Consider the following 18207-nt stretch of genomic DNA (forward strand, 5'->3'; position numbering starts at 1 on the left):
TTCGGCTTTGCTCTATGCAAATCTTGCAGTCCGATCGCCCGAGACGTCCTGTCGCGGGGTTTAGGTCTGATACCCAGAGGTGACTCCCGTGCCGACTCTTCGGACCTCGGCTCAGGAGCATCACCATGACGCAAGTCGCCGACTACGTCCTGCAACGCCTCACCGAATGGGGCGTGAAGCGGGTGTACGGCTACCCCGGAGACGGCATCAACGGGCTGCTCGGCGCCTTCGACCGCGCTCAGGGCAACCCCGAATTCATCCAGACGCGGCATGAGGAGATGGCCGCGTTCATGGCCTGCGCCCATGCGAAGTTCACCGGCGAGGTGGGCTGCTGCACGGCCACCTCGGGGCCTGGCGCCGTCCACCTGCTCAACGGGCTGTACGACGCCAGGCTGGACCATCAGCCGGTGGTCGCCGTCGTCGGCCAGCAGAAACGGCTGTCCCTCGGCGCGCACTACCAGCAGGAGATCAATCTGGAGGTGCTCTTCTCGGACGTCTCCGAGTTCTGCCAGATGATCTCGCACCCGGGACAGGCGCGGCATGTCATCGACCGCGCGTTCAAGACCGCCCTCACGACACGCGGTGTCGCGACGATCATCATCCCGAGCGACGTGCAGGAAGAGGACGCCCAGCCCTCTCCGCCCAAGATGCACGGTTCGGTGTTCTCCAGCGTCGGCTGGAGCCAGCCCCGCGTCCTGCCCGACCCCGGCGAGCTCCGCAAGGCCGCCGACATCCTCAACGAGGGAACCAAGGTCGCCATGCTGGTCGGGCAGGGCGCGGCCAAGGCGCAGGAGGAGGTTGTTGAGGTCGCGGAACTGCTGGGCGCGGGCGTCGCCAAGGCGCTGCTCGGCAGGGAGGTCCTGCCCGACGACCTGCCGTTCGTGACCGGCCCGATCGGTCTGCTGGGCAGCAAGGCCAGTGACAACATGATCCAGAACTGCGACACCCTCCTCATGGTCGGCAGCAGTTTCCCGTACTCCGAGTGGCTGCCGGACGAGGGCCAGGCGAAGGGCGTCGAGATCGACATCGACGGACGGATGATCGGCATCCGCTATCCGATGGACGCGCACCTCGTCGGTGACTCCAAGGAGACGCTCCGCGCGCTGATCCCGCTCCTGCGGCGCAAGGAGGACCACACCTGGCGAGAGCAGATCGAGAAGGACGTCCGCGAATGGAGCGACCTCTGCGATCGCTGGGCGGACCAGCACTTCGAGGGCAAGATCAATCCTCAGGCCGTCGCCGCTGAGCTGTCGCCGCGGCTGCCCGACGGCTGCATTCTGACGGCCGATTCCGGATCCGGCACGAACTGGTGGGCGCGGCACCTGAAACTGCGCCAGGGTATGCGGGCTTCTCTCTCCGGGACCCTGGCGACCATGGGCCCCGGCACTCCGTACGCGATCGCTGCCCGCTTCGCCTACCCGGACCGGCCGGTGATCGCCTTCGTCGGTGACGGCGCGTTCCAGATGAACGGGATGAACGAGATGATCACCGTCAAACGGTACCTGGACCGGCTCTCCGGGCCGGCGCCGTTCATCTTCTGCGTCTTCAACAACCAGGACCTCAACCAGGTCACGTGGGAACAGCGCGCCATGGCCGGCGACCCGAAGTATCCAGGCTCGCAGGAGATCCCGGACGTGCCGTACGCGGCCTACGCCCAGCTGCTCGGCCTGAAAGGCATCGTCTGCGACAACCCGCAGAAGGTCGGTCAGGCCTGGGAAGAGGCCTTGGCCGCCGACAAGCCGGTGGTGCTCGAGTTCAAGGTCGACAACGAGATCGCGCCGATCCCGCCGCACATCATGAAGGCCCAGGGCATGAAGGCGGCCAAGGCGGCGCTGCACGACCCGGAGAGGGTCGGCATCGCCGCCAAGGGTGTACGGCAGAAGATCACCGAATACGCCGAACACCTTCCGGGTCGGGGGGGCAAATGAAGACGGAGCGGACCGGCCGTGCACACGGTGCACAGGTCGTGGTCGTCACCGGCGCGAGTGCCGGCGTGGGCAGGGCCACAGCGAAGGCGTTCGGTGCCCGCGGCGCCGCGGTGGCCCTCCTCGCCCGCGGCCAGCGGGGTCTCGAGGAAGCCGCGCATGATGTCCGGGCCGCCGGGGGACAGGCTTTGCCCCTGGTCGTGGATGTTTCGGACGCCGAAGCGGTGGACGCGGCAGCGCAACAGGTGGAGGACCAGCTCGGCCCCATCGACGTATGGGTGAACGCGGCCTTCACCACGGTCTTCTCGCCCGCGAGCGAGATCCGGCCGGACGAGCTGAAGAGGGCCACCGAGGTGACGTACTTCGGCTTCGTCCACGGTACCCAGGCGGCCCTCCGCCGTATGCTGTCTCGTGACCGCGGCACGATCGTGCAGGTCGGTTCCGCCCTCGCCTACCGCAGCGTGCCGTTGCAGTCGGTGTACTGCGGAGCCAAGGCCGCGATCCGGGGCTTCACCGACTCACTGCGCTGCGAGCTGATGCACGACGGCAGTGGGGTGAAGGTGACCACGGCTCATCTGCCAGGGGTCAATACGCCACAGTTCAGCTGGGTGCTGACCCGGCTGCCCAGGCATCCGCGACCTGTGGCTCCCGTCTACCAACCCGAAGTCGCCGCCGCCGGCATCGTGTACGCCGCCGACCACCCGGGGCGACGCGAGTACTGGATCGGCGGCTCCACGGTGGCCACCCTGCTGGGGCAGAAACTCGCGGCGGGCCTGCTCGACCGCTACCTCGCCCGAACCAGCTACGACTCCCAGCAGACCGATGAGCCCGTAGACCCCTCCCGCCCGGCCAACCTGTGGCAGCCGGTCGACGACACGGAGGGCAACGACCACGGACCGCACGGGATCTTCGACGACGAAGCGCACTCCCGCAGTGTGCAACTGTGGGCCTCGCGTCACCGTCGGCCTCTCATGCTCGGGGCGGCGGCCGGTGCTGCCTTGGTCACCGGCGGTGCGGCGGCCACAGCAGCAGGGCGCGGGCGGCTTCCTCAGAGCGGCAGCGTGGAGGCGTCATTGAGGCGGACCGCGCACTCCAGCAGGAGGGCGTGGACGAACGCCTGGGGGAGGTTGCCGCGCAGCTGGCGCTGACGCACGTCGTATTCTTCCGCGAACAGCCCGGACGGCCCGCAGGCCGCCCGGGTTCGTTCGAACCAGCGCAGCGCGCGGGTGCGGTCTCCGAGGCGGTCGGTGGCGAGCGCCATGGTGAAACCGCAGAGCAGGAAGGCACCCTCCGCTTCCCCGAGGGGGATGTCGCCGTGGACGAAGCGGTACAGGTAGCCGTCTTCGGCCAGCCGGTTCTCGATGAAGCGGCGGGTGAGGGTGTTGCTGGGATCGTCGACGGGCGGGCAGCCGCGAGCCAGAGGGGTGAGGAGAGCGGCTTCCGGGCCGTCGTCGCCCTCGGCCCGGCGCCAGCGGCCGTCGGGCCGCAGACAGCGGCGTCGGGTCTCGGCGAACACCCTGTCGGCGAGCTCGGCACAACGTTGTGCCGTCGGGCCTGGCAGTGACACGGAGATCTGGCGCAGTCCGCAGACCACACTCAGCCGGGACTGGGTCCACCAGCGGTTGTCCAGTTCCCACAAGCCGGCGTCCGGCCGGGTCCAGTTGCGTTCCACCGCCTCGACCGCGATCCCTACCGCCTGTTCGGCTTCCTGGGTGAGCCGGTCGTGGTGCGCGGCGGCGGCGAACAGCTGGAGCGCCTCACCGAACGCATCGAGCTGGAACTGCTCGGCCGCCTTGTTCCCGATGTAGTCGCTGCCACCCGGATATCCCGTGAGTGGCAGCCGCTGCTGGTCCGGCACCGGGCCGCCGTCGACGGTATAGGCCGGGTGGAGACCCTCACCGTCGGCGAGAACGCGTTCCGAGGTGAAGCGCACCGCCGTGTCGAGCAGGTCGTGGGGGCCATGTGCCGCGACGGCGAGTCCCGCGTAGCACTGGTCGCGGATCCATGCGAAGCGGTAGTCGTAGCTGCGGCCGGTGTCGGCGCGCTCCGGCAGCGAAGTGGTGGCCGCGGCCACCATGCCGCCCGAGTCGCTGGTCAGTCCGCGCAGCACGGCGTAGGCATGACGGGCGTCGCGCGGAGCGGCCAGGCCGGAGCAGTCCGGCACGGCACGCTGCCACGCCTGCTCCGTCTGCTTCCACAACTGCTTCGGGTCCAGTTGCTGCGTGCCGCCGCCGGTCGACAGCTCCAGCACGATGTGGTGTTCCTCGCCCTTGCGCAGCCGGAACCCACCGCGTAGACCGGACTCCCCACTCCACGCAGCCCGCCCGGCACCGATCAGCCGCAGGTGCAACCCACCGGCCTGCGCTGTCCAGAGGTCTTCCCGCAGCCGGACCTCGGACACGCGCCCGGTGCCGAATCCGGGCCGCAGGTCGAGCGAGAGCCGCAGGCGCGCCTCGCCGCGTTCCACCCGCATGCGGCGCAGCAGCACCAGGCGATCGGTGGAGGCGGGCATCGCGAGCGCGTCGCGGCACTCGATCACGGCGTCGGCGGTCACCCAGCGACTGACGTGGATCAACGTGCCGTCCTCGTAGTATCCGCCCCACACGTGCCACCGGTCCTCCGGCTCGACGGCGAAGTACCCGCCGCCTCCGATGAGCGCGGAGAACACGGCGTCGCTGTGCCAGCGCGGCGCGCACAGCCAGACGATCCGTCCCTCCGGATCGATGACGGCGCCGCGTTCGCCGTCGGCGAGGACCGCGTAGCCGCGCACGACCCACGGGGGGCAGGCGCCGTCGTCCGCCTCTGTCCGCATGTCCGCTTTCTCGTTCATGGCCAGAGGGAATTCCCGACGGCCGCGTGGCGGAAACGGTCCGCACGCCGTGCGGTCCGGGCATGACGGCAATCGGATGCGAGACCGGCCTCGCTGCGGGCCTGCGGGGCACACGCCTCTCACCCGAATCTTGTTGCGAGACGCAGTCCGGGATGGACCGGGAGGGCGGAGAGGCCAAGGCCGTGGTGACCCCTACTTCGAGGACGCAGCCGCGCGGGTTGCGTACAGACCGCCCAGCGCGAAGGCGCCGGCAACCACGAAATCGACAGAAGCCGCCGTGCGCCACCGAGGGCTGCACACCGCGAGGCCGGCCATGGTGGCCGCGTGGAGGGCATCGGGCAGGACCGCCCATGCGGGTGGCATCACTCCCACGGCCGTGGCGAGCCCCTGGACGACGTGGCGGACGCCCAGGGCCCGTACGACGGCGTCGGCAGCGGCGCTGCCGGCTGTATGCGGGCAGCGCCGCAGTACGGCTCCTGGAGCCGCGGTCAAAACGGTCCCCCACATGACGCGGGCCACGGTCAGGGGCATCATTGAGGATCGCCTCATCGTGGGCTGCCCGACGAGGACGCGGGAGGGCTGGCCGGCTCGCTCGGTATGGCGGAGTCGCCGGGAATGGTGCTGCTGTGGATGACCTTGGACGTCACGGCGTCGATCTGGTAGACGTGCGTCTGTCCCCCTTGCACCGTGTCGATGGTCACCGACCAGACCGTGCGCCCCTGATAGCCCTTCTCCAGGCTGACGTCGGTGACCTTGCCGAAGTCCGGTTCTTTCACCTTGTCCACCGCGTCGTGCGGCAGGACCTTGGCTGATGCGATGAGCGCGGCGATGCGTGATTTCCGCGCCGATGACTGATCGGCCGGTACGGAGGTGTCCACGAACCGCCCGTGAATGGCGTCCACACGTACTGTGTGCACGGTGCCGTTCGGTTCGGCGACCCGGGTCAGCCAGACGGGCTTCTGACTCGAGAGGTCGGCGACCCGGACCGAGAAGACCTTGGTGCCGGGCACTTCGGACAGCGCCGTGAGCACCGCCCGGTCGTAGCGCGCCTCGACCTGGGGAAGGGCTTCCGGCCGGTGTTCCGGCGGCTGGCTCTGGCATGCGGTGCCGGTCACCAGCAACGCACCCGTCGCCAAGAACCCGGCCAGGGCCGACGCGGTTCCGGTGGCGGCGCTCCCTCTCGTGCGCATGCGTTCCTCCTGAGTTCGGTTTCCTGGCTCGGTGTGACTTGACCACGCTCGTGAGCGGAGAGCGACAGGGGGGAGTCGTACGTCAGCCCGCGTCATCACCACCACAGCTCGGGGAGGACGTCGCGGCGGTGAGGAGCGGCGCGATGCCCAGCACGAGGGCGAGACCGACCAGCAGGCCGTACAGGGGCGGCCCCGGCCTGGTGATGCCGGAGGTGATCAGCAGTGCTGTGGCGGCGGCCGGGGCATGGTGTGAGTCCAGCACGTGGAGAAGGAAGAGGGTGACACCCACCGCGAGAGCCTGTGCGCCGACCTGGGGCGCGGTGTCGTGGTGTTGCTCGGCGACGGAGGGATGGCTCCACAAGCCGAAGGCGGCCAGACAGGCCAGGCCCACACCGATCGCGACGGTGTGGCCCGTCACTGCGCTGCGGAGCCGGGCATTCACTGATTCCGGATGCGCCAGCAGCAGGTACGCCGTCGGGCCCAGCGTCGTGGTCAGCGCCGTCCAGCCGATGAGGTCGCCGACGGCGCCGACGCCGGCGAGCAGCAGGGCCGTGAGAGCGAACAGCCGCAGACCACCGAGCAGGCGGGCCGGTGCCCCGTTGAGAGCGGCGTTCCCGCGCCCTGCCCGTTCGTGCTGCGCGTTCATGCGAAGGCGTCCGGGGCGCCGCCGAAGTCGGCCGGGAGATCACCGGTGTCCATGCTGGGCCTCCTCGGGATCGGAGCCTTCCGGGTATCCGCATGGCGTCGGCGTCAACCGGGTGAGAGCCGCACCGGTTGTTGCGGCGCGCGTGCGGTCTCGCCTTCATGCGTTGCCCCTCTCCAGCCAGAGGGCGGATCCACGACGCCGGTGCAGCCGGGAGCTCCGCTCGTCAGACGTCCATGCCCCAATCGTTCGTGGGTTGAAGAACCGCCTCTGCCAGAGCACGAGTGCGTAGCTCGGTGATGGCCTGGTACTCCGGATCGGCGACCATGCGGCTGAACGCCGTACGGCTCGGGTATCGGACCAGGACGACTGCGTCCCATGCCTGACCGTCCTCGGCCACCAGCGCGGGGCCGCCCGCGCCCGCATACACGACCTGCGCTCCGTACCGAGGGAGGAATGTCTCCGTCAGGTGCGTTGCGTACTTCTGGTACAGAGCTCTGCCGCCAGGCGCGAAGCGCAGCAGGTTGAGCATGACCACGGGCTCGCCGGGGTCCTCGGCCAGCATCGCCTTCACATCGCCGCCGGTGGGATCGATAGCCACGGGACACTCCTTCGGACGAACGGACGCGACTGCCCCGGCTCGATGGACGGGGCGGCTCAGCATACCGATCGGTATGTACCGGTCGGCAAGGGCGTCGAGCCTCCAGGCTCGACGAGTCCGTCAGTCCGCGGGCTTTCAAAAATCACGCGTCTGGGCACTACCGCACGTCGTACAGGTCGAGCGGAGGAGAGCGGCGCATGGATCACCGGCGTGTCTTCGGTGAAGTCTTCACACTGGAGACGGCTATCGCATCCTTTGTGTTCGTTGCGGTACTCGCGCTGATGGCCGTCGCCGTCATCAGACGCCGGGCCGGAACCGGCAGGCGCCCGTCCCGACGGGCGGAGAACAACCGGTTGGAGTCCTACTATCTTGGCGCACTCGGCGCCATCGCCGTCTTCCTCGTCGTGTACACGGCCCTGGCCAACCACCGCGAGCACCACACGCCGGCGGACCGCCCCACCACCCGCGTCGATGTGACCGGGTTCCAGTGGTGCTGGAAGTTCAGCTACCCGGGCGCCGCGGCGCGGCGGACCGTCTCGGTGCAGGGCAATTGCCGTAACAAGCGATATCCCACGCTCGTCGTGCCCACGGGCACGACGGTCAAGTTCAGGATCACGTCGGAGGACGTCATCCACTCGATGTGGATCCCGGCACTGCGCTACAAGATGGACGCGTTCCCGAATCACCGGAACACGTTCACCCTCACGTTCGATCAGACGGGGCGTTGGCGCGGCAGGTGCGCGGAGTTCTGCGGCCAGCGCCATAAGTCGATGGACTTCTGGGTAAAGGCCGTGCCGCCCGACGAGTACCGGAAGTGGCTCAGTACACAGGCAGCGGGCGCCGCGACCGGAGCCGCCGTATGAGCACGGACCAGCAGACGCCTTACCGGGCTCCCGGCCATACGCGCGCCGGAGGCCGGCTGATGTCCTTCACCTCGACCGATCACAAGCGAATCGGTCTGCTCATCATCGGAACCTCTCTGGTTCTGATGTCCCTGGTGGGAATCCTCGCCCTGCTGATGCGCAGCCAGCTCGCCCTGCCCGACGAGACCTTTCTCGACGCGCACACCTACAACCAGCTCTTCACCATCCACGGCTCGGGCATGATCTACATGGTCATGACACCGTTCGCCCTGGGTCTAGGCGTGTACCTCGTGCCGCTCCAGATCGGCGCACCGGGCATCGCCATGCCACGCACCACCCTGCTGGGCTACTGGCTCTACGTATGCGGTGCGGTGACGATGCTGTCCGGCTTCGCGGCGTCCGACGGAGCGCACCCCGACGGCTGGTTCTCCTATCCGCCGCTGGCCGACCGCGTGAACTCTCCGTCCGTCGGTTCGGACCTGTGGATCGTCGGCGTCTTCGTCGCGGTGACCGGCACCATCCTCATCGGCTGGACCGTTCTCTGGACCGTGCTGCGCAAACGGGCGCCCATGATGACGATGATGCGGATGCCAGTGTTCTCCTGGTCCATGGTGGCCACCTGCCTGATGGTGGTCGGCTCCTTCCCGGCACTGCTCGCCGCCCTGGTGATGCTCGCGGTCGGCCGGGTCGATCCCGCGGTCTTCGCCTCCAACGTGTGGAACATCGGTTACCAGCACATCTTCTGGTTCTACGGGCATCCGGTCGTCTACGTGATGTTCTTCCCCTACCTGGCGGCGGTGGGCGAGGTACTCGCCGTCTTCTCCGGCCGCCGTTTCTTCGCCTACAAGGGGACGGTCCTGGCGCTGCTGACCTTCGCCGCGCTGTCGATGAGCGTCTGGGGTCACCACATGTTCGCCACCGGGCAGGCCGCGAACGACTACTACTCCCTGACCTCGATCCTCCTGCTCATGCCGGCCGGGATCGAGTACTTCGCGCTGATCGGTACGATCCTGGGCGGGCGGCTGGTCTTCCGTACGCCCATGCTGTTCGCCCTGGCGTTCATCCCGCAGTTCCTCATCGGCGGTCTCACCGGGATCATGGTCGGTACCCCGGTGATCGACTACCACGTCCACGACAGCTACTTCGTCGTCGGGCACCTGCATTACGTGTTGTTCGCCGGGAGTGCCTTCGGGCTCTTCGCGGCGGTCTACTACTGGTTCCCCAAGGCCACCGGCGCCCTCCTCAGAGAGGGGCTGGGCAAGCTGCACTTCTGGCTGCTCGTCGTCGGGACGAACCTGACCTTCCTGCCCATGTTCGGTCTGGGATACCTCGGCATGCCCCGCAGGGTCTACACCTACGACGCGGTGGACGGCTTCGGCTGGCTGAACCTGCTGTCCAGCTGCGGCGCCGGAGTGCTCGCCCTGGCCATGGTGGTGTTCATCGTCAACGTCCTGGAGTCGCTGCGCAGCAGACGGCCCGCGGGCGACGACCCGTGGGGCGGCCAGACGCTGGAGTGGGCCACCTCGTCACCTCCGCCCGAGATGAATTTCCCCCCCGAGCGTCCACTGCCCCCGATCACCAGTTACGCCCCGCTGCTCGACCTGAAGAAGCGGAAGAGGACCGGTGCCGGGCAGACGCCCGCAGCCGGTGAGGGGAGCCACGCATGACCAAGAAGGATCCGGGGGCGGCTCTCGTTGCGGCCTGGGGCCTGTTCAACGGCGTTCTTGCGGCCGTCCTCGTCATCTACCACGGCCACCTGATCGCCGTCATGCTGTACGTCGGCGCGGTCGTCCTGATCGAGCTCGCCGCTGTCTCGGTCCTCGTCTCCGCCCGGCGAAACCCGCAGGGGCAGACGCACCAGAGACTTGCCGTCCGTGGCGCGGCGACCCTGCCCCTCATGGCCGTCGGCCTCACCCTGGCCCTGCTCACCCTCGTGTACGGCCCCTGGATGCTGTCGCTGGCGGTACCGCTGCTGCTCGTGGCGGTCGCGGTCGCGGTCCATCGGGGGGCCTGGCGGAAGGGTGGTTCCTCATGACCCCTATGGGCGTGCTGAGCGCGGACGCCCTCACCATGGGTCTGTCCGGGTTGCTGATCGCCGCCGGGGTGCCGGCTCTGATCCACCGCACGCGCGCCTGGCCCGGATGGGGGCGTATCTCACTGCCCGCCGCCGTGGCCCTGCCCCTGTTCGTCGTCCTGCACGCGGCCGCCGTCCTGACCGAGCCGTTCGTGCCTTCGGCGTTGGCCCGGGGCATCGTCGAGGCGTTTCTGCTGTACGCCGCGTTGCTGTACTGGCTGCCCGTCCTCGGCACCCGTCACCGGCTGAGCGATCCGGCGCGCTGCATGTACCTCTACCTGTCCATGCCCTTGCTGGACCTCCCCGCGGTGGCGATGGTGGCGATGGGCCACACGGCAGGAGGACTGGCCATGGTCGCGGCCATGCTCCCGATCGGCCTGGCGGCCCTCGGCATCACCTGGCGCTGGATCAACCAGGAGGAACGCCTCGCGCAAGCCGGCGCCGAGTGACCCGGAGCGGCCCGCCCCTCGTTACTTCTTCGACCCTTCCTCGGCCTTCTGGGCCTCGGCGGGGTCGGCCGTCACCGCCGCGACCTGCCGGCGGGCCTCTTCTGTCAGCGGCATGTCGACCCGCTCGGCGTAGTACCACCGGCTGAGGCCCCGCCGGAGATACCGCCCGACGGGCATGTACCAGCGGCCGGGCTTGTGCAGAGGGAGGGGAGTGTCCCGGACGACCATGGCGATGCGTTCCTCCTGGGACAGCGGCTCATGGGCCCTCGCGTACGAGCCGTCCGCAGTCATCCGCACCTCCTCTGTGGGCTCTCCCTGCACAAGACGCGCCCGGTCCCTGGCTTGCAGGCCGAGGCACAGCCGCTTGGTCAGCAGGAAGGCGACGACCGGCAGGACGAAAAGGCCGACCCGCAACGACCAGTTGTAGACCTCGAAGGGGACGTGGAAGACCCGTTGCAGGACGTCCTGGCCACCATCCAGGAGCAGGACGCCGAAGAACGTGATGCCGGCGACGCCCAGCCCAGTGCGAGTGGGTTGGTTCCGGGGCCGGTCGCAGAGGTGGTGCTCCTTGCCGCCGCCGGTGACCCAGCGTTCGAAGAAGGGATACGCGTAGAGCACCCCGAACAAGAGCACAGGGAGCACGACAGCGGGGAGGAAGACGTCCCAGACGATGGTGTGCCCCAGGAAGTTCGTCTCCCAGCCCGGCATCAGACGCATGGAGCCCTCCAGCCAGCCCAGGTACCAGTCCGGCTGGGCGTCGATGGAGGCTTGGTCTGCCCGGTAGGGGCCGAAATCCCAGATCGGGTTGATCTGCATCAGGGCCGACATGATGGCGATGAGCCCGAACTGAATGAAGAAGAAGCCGACCGACTTGGTCGTGTACTGCGGGTAGAGCGGCTTGCCGATGACGTTCTGGTTGGTCCGCTTCGGCTTGGCCCACTGGGTGTGCTTGAGGTAGATCACCAGTCCGAGGTGGACGGCGATCAGCGCGATCATCAACCCAGGGATGAGCAGGATGTGCGCCGCGTACATACGCGGGATGATGTCGTGCCCCGGATACTGTCCGCCGAAGGTGAAGAACATCAGGTACGTGCCGACGATCGGAATGGAGAGCAGGATGCCTTCCGCGGTGCGCAGCCCCGTACCGGACAGCAGATCGTCCGGCAGAGAATAACCGCAGAAGCCCTCCAGGATGGCCAGCCAGAACAGTGTCACGCCGATCATCCAGTTGACCTCGCGCGGCCGGCGGAAGGCCCCGGTGAAGAAGATGCGCAGCATGTGCACGCCGATCGCGGCGACGAATACCAGCGCTGCCCAGTGGTGCATCTGCCGCATCAGCAGACCGCCCCGCACGTCGAAGCTGATGTGCAGGGCGGAGGTGTAGGCCTCGGAGGCCATCTGCCCCAGCAGGGGTTCGTACGAACCGTTGTAAGGGCGCTCCTCCATGCTCGGGTGGAAGAAAAATGTCAGGAACGTCCCGGTGAGCACCAGAACCACGAAGCTGTAGAGCGCGATCTCGCCGAGGAGGAAGGACCAGTGGTCGGGGAAGGCCTTGCGCAGGAACTTCTTCCCTGCCTCGGACAAGGGCACCCGCCGGTCGACAGCGGTCACTAGCCGCTCGCCCCGAGTGGGCTGCGGCTCCGGGTGCAGTAGCTTCCGCAGGAAGGACAAGAAGGGTTCACCTCCGGGTGGCCTGCGAGCGGGCCCGACCCGCCGAGGGCGAAGGACCGGGACGAGCAGGTCCTTGGTCGCCGACGGGGGTCCCCGTGCCCGCCCCGCTTGAAACCGCCCCGCGACGCCGTGTGCGAGCGGTCGGCCGGCCGACGACCCGCTCGCACGCGCCGGCCTTCATGGATCAAGTGTTCGGCGGCACCGGTGTCCGTCGCGGCGCCGGGGGAGGAACCTGACCGGGCCGCCCGTCGGCCAGCTGCCGTTTCGGGTTGTAGACCCGGTTGAACCGCCACAACATGCGCGCGAAGTTCGTCTGGCCGTGCAGGAGGTTGCGCCCGAGCACCTCCGCGGCGCCCAGGGCGGTGCGCCATCCGAGGTGTTTACGGTTGATGACCGCCTGGGTCCGGACCAGCTCCCGGTAGAACTCGTCCAAGGGCAGCTCGGTCGGTACGACGGCGTGCTGGATGTCGAACAGACGGTAGTCCCGCGTCGTCAGCCGGCGCGACTCCGTGTGCCAGATCTCGGTCCCCGGATACGGGGTCATGACAGTGAGGTGCACGATCTCCGGCACGGAATGGGCGAACTCGCGGATCACGCGAAATCGCTCGGCGTCCCAGGCGGGATCCACGATCAGGTTGATGGCCACGGAGATTCCCAGCTTGCGGGGCTGTCTCCAGCGCACGGAAGTTCTCGTCGGGAGTGACCCGCTTGCGGAACAGGTCCAGTCCCTCGGCGTCGATCGCCTCCATACCGAGGAACATGTACTTCAGACCCAGGCGCGTCCAGCGCTCGAAGACGTCGGTGTTGCGCAGCAGGACGTCACTGCGGGTCTCCAGGTAGTACCGCTTGCGGACCCGGCGCCGCTCCACCTCGGCAGCGATGGCGTCGCCGTGTTCCGGGCGGATGAAGGCGACGTCGTCGACGATGAACACGTTCGGCTCCCGGATGCTCGCCAGTTCCGCGGCGGCGGCCTCGGGGGAAGCCTTGCGGTAGCTGCGACCGTAGAAGGTCCACGCGGAGCAGAAGGAGCAGTCCCAGGGACAGCCTTCGGGTGAACTCGATGGAGGCGCAGGGGTCCAGCTCACCGATGAAATAACGGTTGCGGCGCCTCATGAGGTCCCGTGCCGGGCGTGGGTTGTCGATGGAGTGCAGCATGCTGGGCGCAGCCCCGCGCCCGGCGGTGGTGACCACGCCGGGCGCGCCGTGATGGCCGGCCCACCCTCGCCGCGGACCACCGCGTCCACCGCCCCCTCCGCCTGGTCCAGTACCTCTTCGGCCACGAAGGACATGCTGTGTCCGCCGAAGAAGACGAAGCAGCCCGGACTCACCCGCTTGATGGCGCGCGCCAGGTCGATGGCCTCCGGGATGTTCGCCAGGTAGTTGAGTGAGAATCCCACCGCCTCCGGTCGGAAGGAGGTGACGAGCCTGCGCAGGTCCCGCTGATCGTGTACCTGGAGGTCCACGGCCCGCACGTCGTGACCCGCGTCGCGGGCGGCGGCTGCCACCCGTTCGAGACCGAGCGGCTCGAGTCTCAGGAAGATCTCCGAATACATCAGGCACTGGAGTGGACGAGCAGCAGACGCATGAGGCACCTCGGGCAGCGGGGGAGCCCCTAGTCACCTGGTCCCGAGACGGCGAAACAAGCGGGCTCCCGTCCGGCCCAACGATCGACAGAAAACTTGCGACCGACCGGGTGACGTTTGCATAGGCCAAAGCAGCGGGGAAACCCAGCGGATGCCCAGGAAGCCAGTCCAGCGCAGAGGCTCACATGACTCCTCTCCCCACACTTCGTCCTACGGCCGCCACCGAGGCGGGTGGCGTACCCACGTCCGCGCAGATCGATGAGCTCGTGGCGCGCGTCAGCCGGCATGCGCCGGGCCGAGAGCGGCAGGCCGCCCGCGAGGAGGCCGTCCGCGCTCTGATTCCCTTGGCACGCCGCATCGCGGCCAAGTACCGCAACGCGTGGGCGGAAGACTCGGACGACCTCTGCCAGGTGGCGTGCGTGGGCCTCGTCAAAGCCGTCGACGGGTACGACCCGACCCAGGGCCACGCGTTCCTGTCCTACGCGGTACCGACCATCACCGGCGAGGTGAAGCGCCACCTGAGGGACCGGGCGGGCTTGGTGCGGCTGCCGCGCACCGTGCAGGAGGCCAGGCAACGCGTGTGGCGCGTGCGGCAGGAGCTCGAGCAGGCTCATGGCGGACGCCGTCCCACGACCGCGGAGATCGCCGGAGCGTGCGGGCTGTCCGAGGGCGCCGTGGTGGAGGCCATCCGCTCTCAAGGCGCCGTACAGCCGCGGTCTCTCGACGCACTCCCGGACGGAGCGGACGGGACGCTGCCCGCTTACGCCGAGACGCTGGGCGATCGGGACCCGGGCGTCGAAGCGGCCGCCGAGCGGGCGGACATCATGCGGGCACTGCTCGACTTCCCGGAGCGGGAGCGCCGCATCCTGGTGCTGCGCTTCTTCCATGACCAGACACAGCAGCAGATCGCGGCGACCGTGGGCGTCTCACAGATGCACGTCTCCCGGTTGCTCACCCGGTGCCTGGCCCGGTTGCGGGAAGTGCTGGGGCACCTGGCCCCGGCGGAGCGGCAACCGGGTGACGAGTCTTTCGAAGCTCACGCCCGTCTCACCGTGGTGGACGGCCCTGCCACGCACCTGGTAGTGGAGACCACTGCGGCCGTCGCCGACGCCCCGGCATCAGGTGAGGAGCCGACCGGTCGACAGAGGATCCGTGCCGCAGGGGAGGCCGCCCCGGGGGCGGGAAGCGGGCGGCGCGGCCGGGACGGATGCCCCGGGCCTGTCCGGAGGCGTCTGACCGGACCACGGCCAACAGGTCCTCGGACTCGGTGCCGCCGTTGCGACGGCGGTTGGTCCGACCCGGCACGATCACGCGGTCCTGCGCCCGATGAGGCCGAGAGGCACATGTGCGCGTCGACGGTTTACGCGACACGGCTGGGGGTCACACAGTGCCGATGCCAGAGTTGTCCGTCCGAGGGAGCAGGTCATGACACTGGTCGCCGACTATGTGCTGCAACGCTTGCGGCAGTGGGGGATCGAGCGGGTGTACGGCTATCCCGGCGACGGGATCAACGGGCTGCTGGGTGCCTTCGACCGCGCGGAGGGACAGCCGGAGCTCATCCAGGCGCGGCACGAGGAGATGGCCGCGTTCATGGCCTGTGCCCATGCGAAGTTCACCGGCGAGGTGGGCTGCTGCATGGCGACGTCGGGCCCCGGGGCGGTTCACCTGCTCAACGGGCTGTACGACGCGAAACTGGACCACCAGCCGGTGGTCGCCGTGGTGGGCCAGCAGAAGCGACTGTCCCTCGGCGCCCACTACCAGCAGGAGATCCCGCTGACCCAGCTGTTCGCGGACGTCTCCGAGTTCTGTCAGATGATCACGCATCCCGCTCAGGCACGTCACGTCATCGACCGCGCCTTCAAGACGGCCCTCACCATGCGGTCGGTCGCGACGATCGTCATTCCGAGCGACATCCAGGAGGAGGACGCCCAGCCGTCGCCGCCGAAGACGCACGGTTCGGTGTTCTCCAGCGTCGGGTGGAGCCGTCCCCGGCTGCTGCCCGACGGGGCGGAACTGCGCAAGGCTGCGAACGTCCTCAACACCGGCACCAAGGTGGCCATGATCATCGGGCAAGGTGCCGCACACGCCGAGAGCGAGATCGTGGAGACGGCGGAGTTGCTCGGTGCCGGGGTTGCCAAGGCACTGCTGGCCCGCGCAGTCCTGCCGGACGATCTGCCGTTCGTGACCGGGCCGATCGGCTTGCTGGGCAGCAAGGCGAGCGACAACATGATCCAGGGCTGCGACACCCTGCTCATGGTGGGGACGAGCTTCCCCTACGCCGAGTGGCTGCCGGACGAGGGCCAGGCCCGCGGTGTCGAGATCGACATCGACGGACGGATGATCGGCATCCGCTACCCCATGGACGCCCATCTCGTCGGGGACTCCAAAGAGACCCTGAAGGCGCTTCTGCCTTTGCTCGAACGCAAGCAGGACCGCGGTTGGCGCGAGCAGATCGAGAAGGATGTCCGGGAATGGAACGCGATCTGTGAGAAGAGGGCCGGCCAGCACTTCGGTGGCACGATCAACCCCCAGGCCGTCGCCTCTGAGCTCTCCTCCCGCCTGCCGGACGACTGCATCCTGACCGCTGACTCAGGCTCGGGCACGAACTGGTGGGCCCGGCACCTGAAGCTGCGCAAGGGCATGCGGGCGTCGCTGTCGGGGACGCTGGCCACGATGGGGCCGGGGACGCCGTACGCGATCGCGGCCCGTTTCGCCTACCCGGACCGGCCGGTGATCGCGTTCGTCGGTGACGGGGCGTTCCAGATGAATGGCATGGCCGAGATGATCACTGTCAAGCGGTACCTGAAGCGGCTGTCCGGCCCAGCACCGTTCATTTTCTGCGTGTTCAACAACCAGGACCTCAACCAGGTCACCTGGGAACAGCGGGCGATGGCCGGCGACCCGAAGTTCCCGGGCTCTCAGTACATTCCCGACGTGCCCTACGCCAAGTACGCCGAGATCCTCGGCCTGAAAGGCATCTACTGCGACAAGCCCAAAAAGGTCGGCAAGGCGTGGGACGAGGCGCTCAGCTCCGACGTACCGGTGGTCTTGGAGTTCAAGGTCGACCAGGAGATCGCGCCGATCCCGCCGCACATCATGCTGGAGCAGGGCAAAAAGGCCGCCAAGGCGGCCGTACGCGACCCCGAGCGCGTGGGCATCGCCGCGAAGGGCGTACGGCAGAAGCTCACCGAAGTCGCCGAGCACTTGCCGGGACGGCATTCATGAGCGGTGACGGGGCTGGCCTCCCCCTCGTCGCTTGCCGGATCGACGCGGTCGACGTGCACGCCTTCGAACTGCCGACGGACGGGCCGGACGGCCAGGAGGAGGACGGCACGCTGGAATGGGACTCCACCACCATGGTCCTGGTGCGGGTGCACGCCGGTGGACGCACCGGGCTCGGTTACACCTACGGCGACGTGTCGGTCGCCACGTTCATCGACTCCCAGCTGACAGGTGTCGTACGGGGGCAGAGCGCCTCCTCGCCCCCGGCGCTCCGAGACCTGATGGCGCGGCAGATCCGGAACGCGGGCCGCCCCGGGGTCGGCGCCATGGCGGTCTCCGCTGTCGACGTGGCGCTGTGGGATCTCAAGGCGCGCCTGCTGGATCTGCCATTGATCCACCTCCTCCCCGCCTTTCACGGCCGGGTGCCGGTCTACGGCAGCGGCGGCTTCACCAACTACCCCCTGGACCGTCTCGCCGAGCAGCTCGCCGACTGGGTGGAGCAGGGCATCCCCCGGGTCAAGCTCAAGACCTCCCGTGAGCCCGGGCGGGACCCGCGGCGCCTGTCGGCCGTACGCAAGGCCGTCGGCGACGAGCCGGAGATCTTCACCGACGCCAACGGAGCACTGAGCCGCAAGCAGGCGCTGTACTGGGCGCGCCGCTTCCACGAGGAGTGGGACGTGCGATGGTTCGAGGAGCCCGTGAGCTCGGCCGACCTGGAAGGTCTACGCATGTTGCGGGACCGCGGCCCGGAGCGGCTGGAGGTCGCGGCCGGCGAGTACGCCTACACCACGCAGGACTTCGCCAACCTCGTCGAAGCTCCCGCCGTGGACTGCCTCCAGGCCGATGTCACCCGCTGCGGGGGCATCACCGGTGTCCTGGAGATCTCCGGCCTGGCGGCGGCCCACCACCTGGACCTGTCCGCCCACTGCGCGCCGGCCGTCTCTGCCCACGCCTTCTGCGCCGTACGCCGACTGCGACACCTGGAGTACTTCCACGACCACGTGCGGTTCGAGCACCTGCTGTTCGACGGGACGCTCTCACCCGAGGGCGGCGCCCTGCGGCCCGACCCGAACCGACCGGGCCTCGGCCTGGAGATCAAGTGGCAGGACGCCGAGCCTCACCGCGTCTACGGGACACCGACCACCTGACGAGGCTC

At 68.6% G+C, this 18207-nt stretch carries 13 protein-coding genes and 2 pseudogenes; 9 read left to right on the plus strand and 6 right to left on the minus strand.

Features of this window, described 5'->3' with window-relative positions:
• Positions 1 to 125: 125 nt before the first annotated feature.
• Together ACIQVT_RS19115 and ACIQVT_RS19120 are read left to right on the plus strand one after the other, a co-directional pair.
• The gene (locus ACIQVT_RS19115; protein WP_403754598.1) at positions 126 to 1928 is read left to right on the plus strand and encodes a thiamine pyrophosphate-requiring protein; all 1803 of its coding nucleotides are present in this window, start codon (positions 126 to 128) and stop codon (positions 1926 to 1928) included.
• Complete coding sequence (locus ACIQVT_RS19120; RefSeq protein ID WP_403754601.1) at positions 1925 to 3073, plus strand: SDR family oxidoreductase; 1149 nt, start codon at positions 1925 to 1927, stop codon at positions 3071 to 3073. Before ACIQVT_RS19115 ends, ACIQVT_RS19120 begins: the two co-directional genes overlap by 4 nt.
• Here ACIQVT_RS19120 and ACIQVT_RS19125 read toward each other — a convergent pair.
• The 4 genes from ACIQVT_RS19125 to ACIQVT_RS19140 all read right to left on the minus strand — a co-directional run bounded on the left by ACIQVT_RS19125 (position 2974) and on the right by ACIQVT_RS19140 (position 7189).
• Entirely contained in the window at positions 2974 to 4755 is a 1782-nt protein-coding gene (locus ACIQVT_RS19125; RefSeq protein WP_403754604.1) for a glycoside hydrolase family 15 protein, read from the minus strand. The two genes, ACIQVT_RS19120 and ACIQVT_RS19125, sit on opposite strands and share 100 nt — an antisense overlap.
• A 545-nt stretch (positions 4756 to 5300) precedes the next feature.
• The gene (locus ACIQVT_RS19130; protein ID WP_403754606.1) at positions 5301 to 5945 is read right to left on the minus strand and encodes a PepSY domain-containing protein; all 645 of its coding nucleotides are present in this window, start codon (positions 5943 to 5945) and stop codon (positions 5301 to 5303) included.
• An 82-nt stretch (positions 5946 to 6027) separates the two neighbouring features.
• Positions 6028 to 6591: an HPP family protein gene (locus ACIQVT_RS19135; protein ID WP_403754609.1), complete on the minus strand. Its 564-nt coding sequence runs from the start codon at positions 6589 to 6591 to the stop codon at positions 6028 to 6030.
• Between the two features lie 223 nt (positions 6592 to 6814).
• The gene (locus ACIQVT_RS19140) at positions 6815 to 7189 is read right to left on the minus strand and encodes a DUF1330 domain-containing protein (protein ID WP_403754612.1); all 375 of its coding nucleotides are present in this window, start codon (positions 7187 to 7189) and stop codon (positions 6815 to 6817) included.
• Positions 7190 to 7386: 197 nt separating this feature from the next.
• On the opposite strand from ACIQVT_RS19140, the gene coxB reads away from it, so the two are divergent.
• The 4 genes from coxB to ACIQVT_RS19160 are packed head-to-tail and all read left to right on the plus strand — an operon-like array spanning position 7387 to position 10575.
• Positions 7387 to 8052, plus strand: coding sequence for a cytochrome c oxidase subunit II (coxB, locus tag ACIQVT_RS19145; RefSeq protein WP_403754615.1), 666 nt, complete (start codon positions 7387 to 7389; stop codon positions 8050 to 8052).
• Positions 8049 to 9719 carry a cbb3-type cytochrome c oxidase subunit I gene (locus ACIQVT_RS19150; RefSeq protein WP_403754618.1) on the plus strand — a complete coding sequence of 557 codons (1671 nt, stop codon included), beginning with the start codon at positions 8049 to 8051 and terminating at the stop codon, positions 9717 to 9719. Before coxB ends, ACIQVT_RS19150 begins: the two co-directional genes overlap by 4 nt.
• Positions 9716 to 10087: a hypothetical protein gene (locus ACIQVT_RS19155; protein WP_403754621.1), complete on the plus strand. Its 372-nt coding sequence runs from the start codon at positions 9716 to 9718 to the stop codon at positions 10085 to 10087. Before ACIQVT_RS19150 ends, ACIQVT_RS19155 begins: the two co-directional genes overlap by 4 nt.
• Positions 10084 to 10575, plus strand: coding sequence for a hypothetical protein (locus tag ACIQVT_RS19160; RefSeq protein ID WP_403754624.1), 492 nt, complete (start codon positions 10084 to 10086; stop codon positions 10573 to 10575). Before ACIQVT_RS19155 ends, ACIQVT_RS19160 begins: the two co-directional genes overlap by 4 nt.
• A gap of 21 nt (positions 10576 to 10596) precedes the next feature.
• On the opposite strand, the gene ACIQVT_RS19165 is transcribed toward ACIQVT_RS19160, so the two are convergent.
• Positions 10597 to 12165: a cytochrome bc complex cytochrome b subunit gene (locus ACIQVT_RS19165; RefSeq protein ID WP_403754910.1), complete on the minus strand. Its 1569-nt coding sequence runs from the start codon at positions 12163 to 12165 to the stop codon at positions 10597 to 10599.
• A gap of 265 nt (positions 12166 to 12430) precedes the next feature.
• A pseudogene (gene hpnR, locus ACIQVT_RS19170) lies at positions 12431 to 13831 on the minus strand (hopanoid C-3 methylase HpnR).
• A 183-nt stretch (positions 13832 to 14014) separates the two neighbouring features.
• Between hpnR and ACIQVT_RS19175 the strand changes: the two are divergent.
• The 3 genes and pseudogenes from ACIQVT_RS19175 to ACIQVT_RS19185 form a co-directional block, all read left to right on the plus strand.
• A pseudogene (locus tag ACIQVT_RS19175) lies at positions 14015 to 14800 on the plus strand (sigma-70 family RNA polymerase sigma factor); the annotation flags it as partial.
• A 454-nt stretch (positions 14801 to 15254) separates the two neighbouring features.
• Positions 15255 to 17054: a thiamine pyrophosphate-requiring protein gene (locus tag ACIQVT_RS19180; RefSeq protein ID WP_403754627.1), complete on the plus strand. Its 1800-nt coding sequence runs from the start codon at positions 15255 to 15257 to the stop codon at positions 17052 to 17054.
• Entirely contained in the window at positions 17051 to 18199 is a 1149-nt protein-coding gene (locus ACIQVT_RS19185; RefSeq protein WP_403754630.1) for an enolase C-terminal domain-like protein, read from the plus strand. Before ACIQVT_RS19180 ends, ACIQVT_RS19185 begins: the two co-directional genes overlap by 4 nt.
• Positions 18200 to 18207 lie beyond the last annotated feature (8 nt).

The sequence above is a fragment of the Streptomyces sp. NPDC100445 genome, from assembly GCF_044759735.1.
In the GTDB taxonomy this organism is placed as follows: domain Bacteria; phylum Actinomycetota; class Actinomycetes; order Streptomycetales; family Streptomycetaceae; genus Streptomyces.

What these genes read in the sequence shown, in the direction of transcription:
- ACIQVT_RS19115 (WP_403754598.1), top strand. Translation starts at nt 126, where the DNA reads ATGACGCAAGTCGCCGACTACGTCCTGCAACGCCTCACCGAATGGGGC.
- ACIQVT_RS19120 (WP_403754601.1), top strand. Translation starts at nt 1,925, where the DNA reads ATGAAGACGGAGCGGACCGGCCGTGCACACGGTGCACAGGTCGTGGTC.
- ACIQVT_RS19125 (WP_403754604.1), bottom strand. Translation starts at nt 4,755, where the DNA reads ATGAACGAGAAAGCGGACATGCGGACAGAGGCGGACGACGGCGCCTGC.
- ACIQVT_RS19130 (WP_403754606.1), bottom strand. Translation starts at nt 5,945, where the DNA reads ATGCGCACGAGAGGGAGCGCCGCCACCGGAACCGCGTCGGCCCTGGCC.
- ACIQVT_RS19135 (WP_403754609.1), bottom strand. Translation starts at nt 6,591, where the DNA reads ATGAACGCGCAGCACGAACGGGCAGGGCGCGGGAACGCCGCTCTCAAC.
- coxB (WP_403754615.1), top strand. Translation starts at nt 7,387, where the DNA reads ATGGATCACCGGCGTGTCTTCGGTGAAGTCTTCACACTGGAGACGGCT.
- ACIQVT_RS19150 (WP_403754618.1), top strand. Translation starts at nt 8,049, where the DNA reads ATGAGCACGGACCAGCAGACGCCTTACCGGGCTCCCGGCCATACGCGC.
- ACIQVT_RS19155 (WP_403754621.1), top strand. Translation starts at nt 9,716, where the DNA reads ATGACCAAGAAGGATCCGGGGGCGGCTCTCGTTGCGGCCTGGGGCCTG.
- ACIQVT_RS19160 (WP_403754624.1), top strand. Translation starts at nt 10,084, where the DNA reads ATGACCCCTATGGGCGTGCTGAGCGCGGACGCCCTCACCATGGGTCTG.
- ACIQVT_RS19180 (WP_403754627.1), top strand. Translation starts at nt 15,255, where the DNA reads ATGACACTGGTCGCCGACTATGTGCTGCAACGCTTGCGGCAGTGGGGG.
- ACIQVT_RS19185 (WP_403754630.1), top strand. Translation starts at nt 17,051, where the DNA reads ATGAGCGGTGACGGGGCTGGCCTCCCCCTCGTCGCTTGCCGGATCGAC.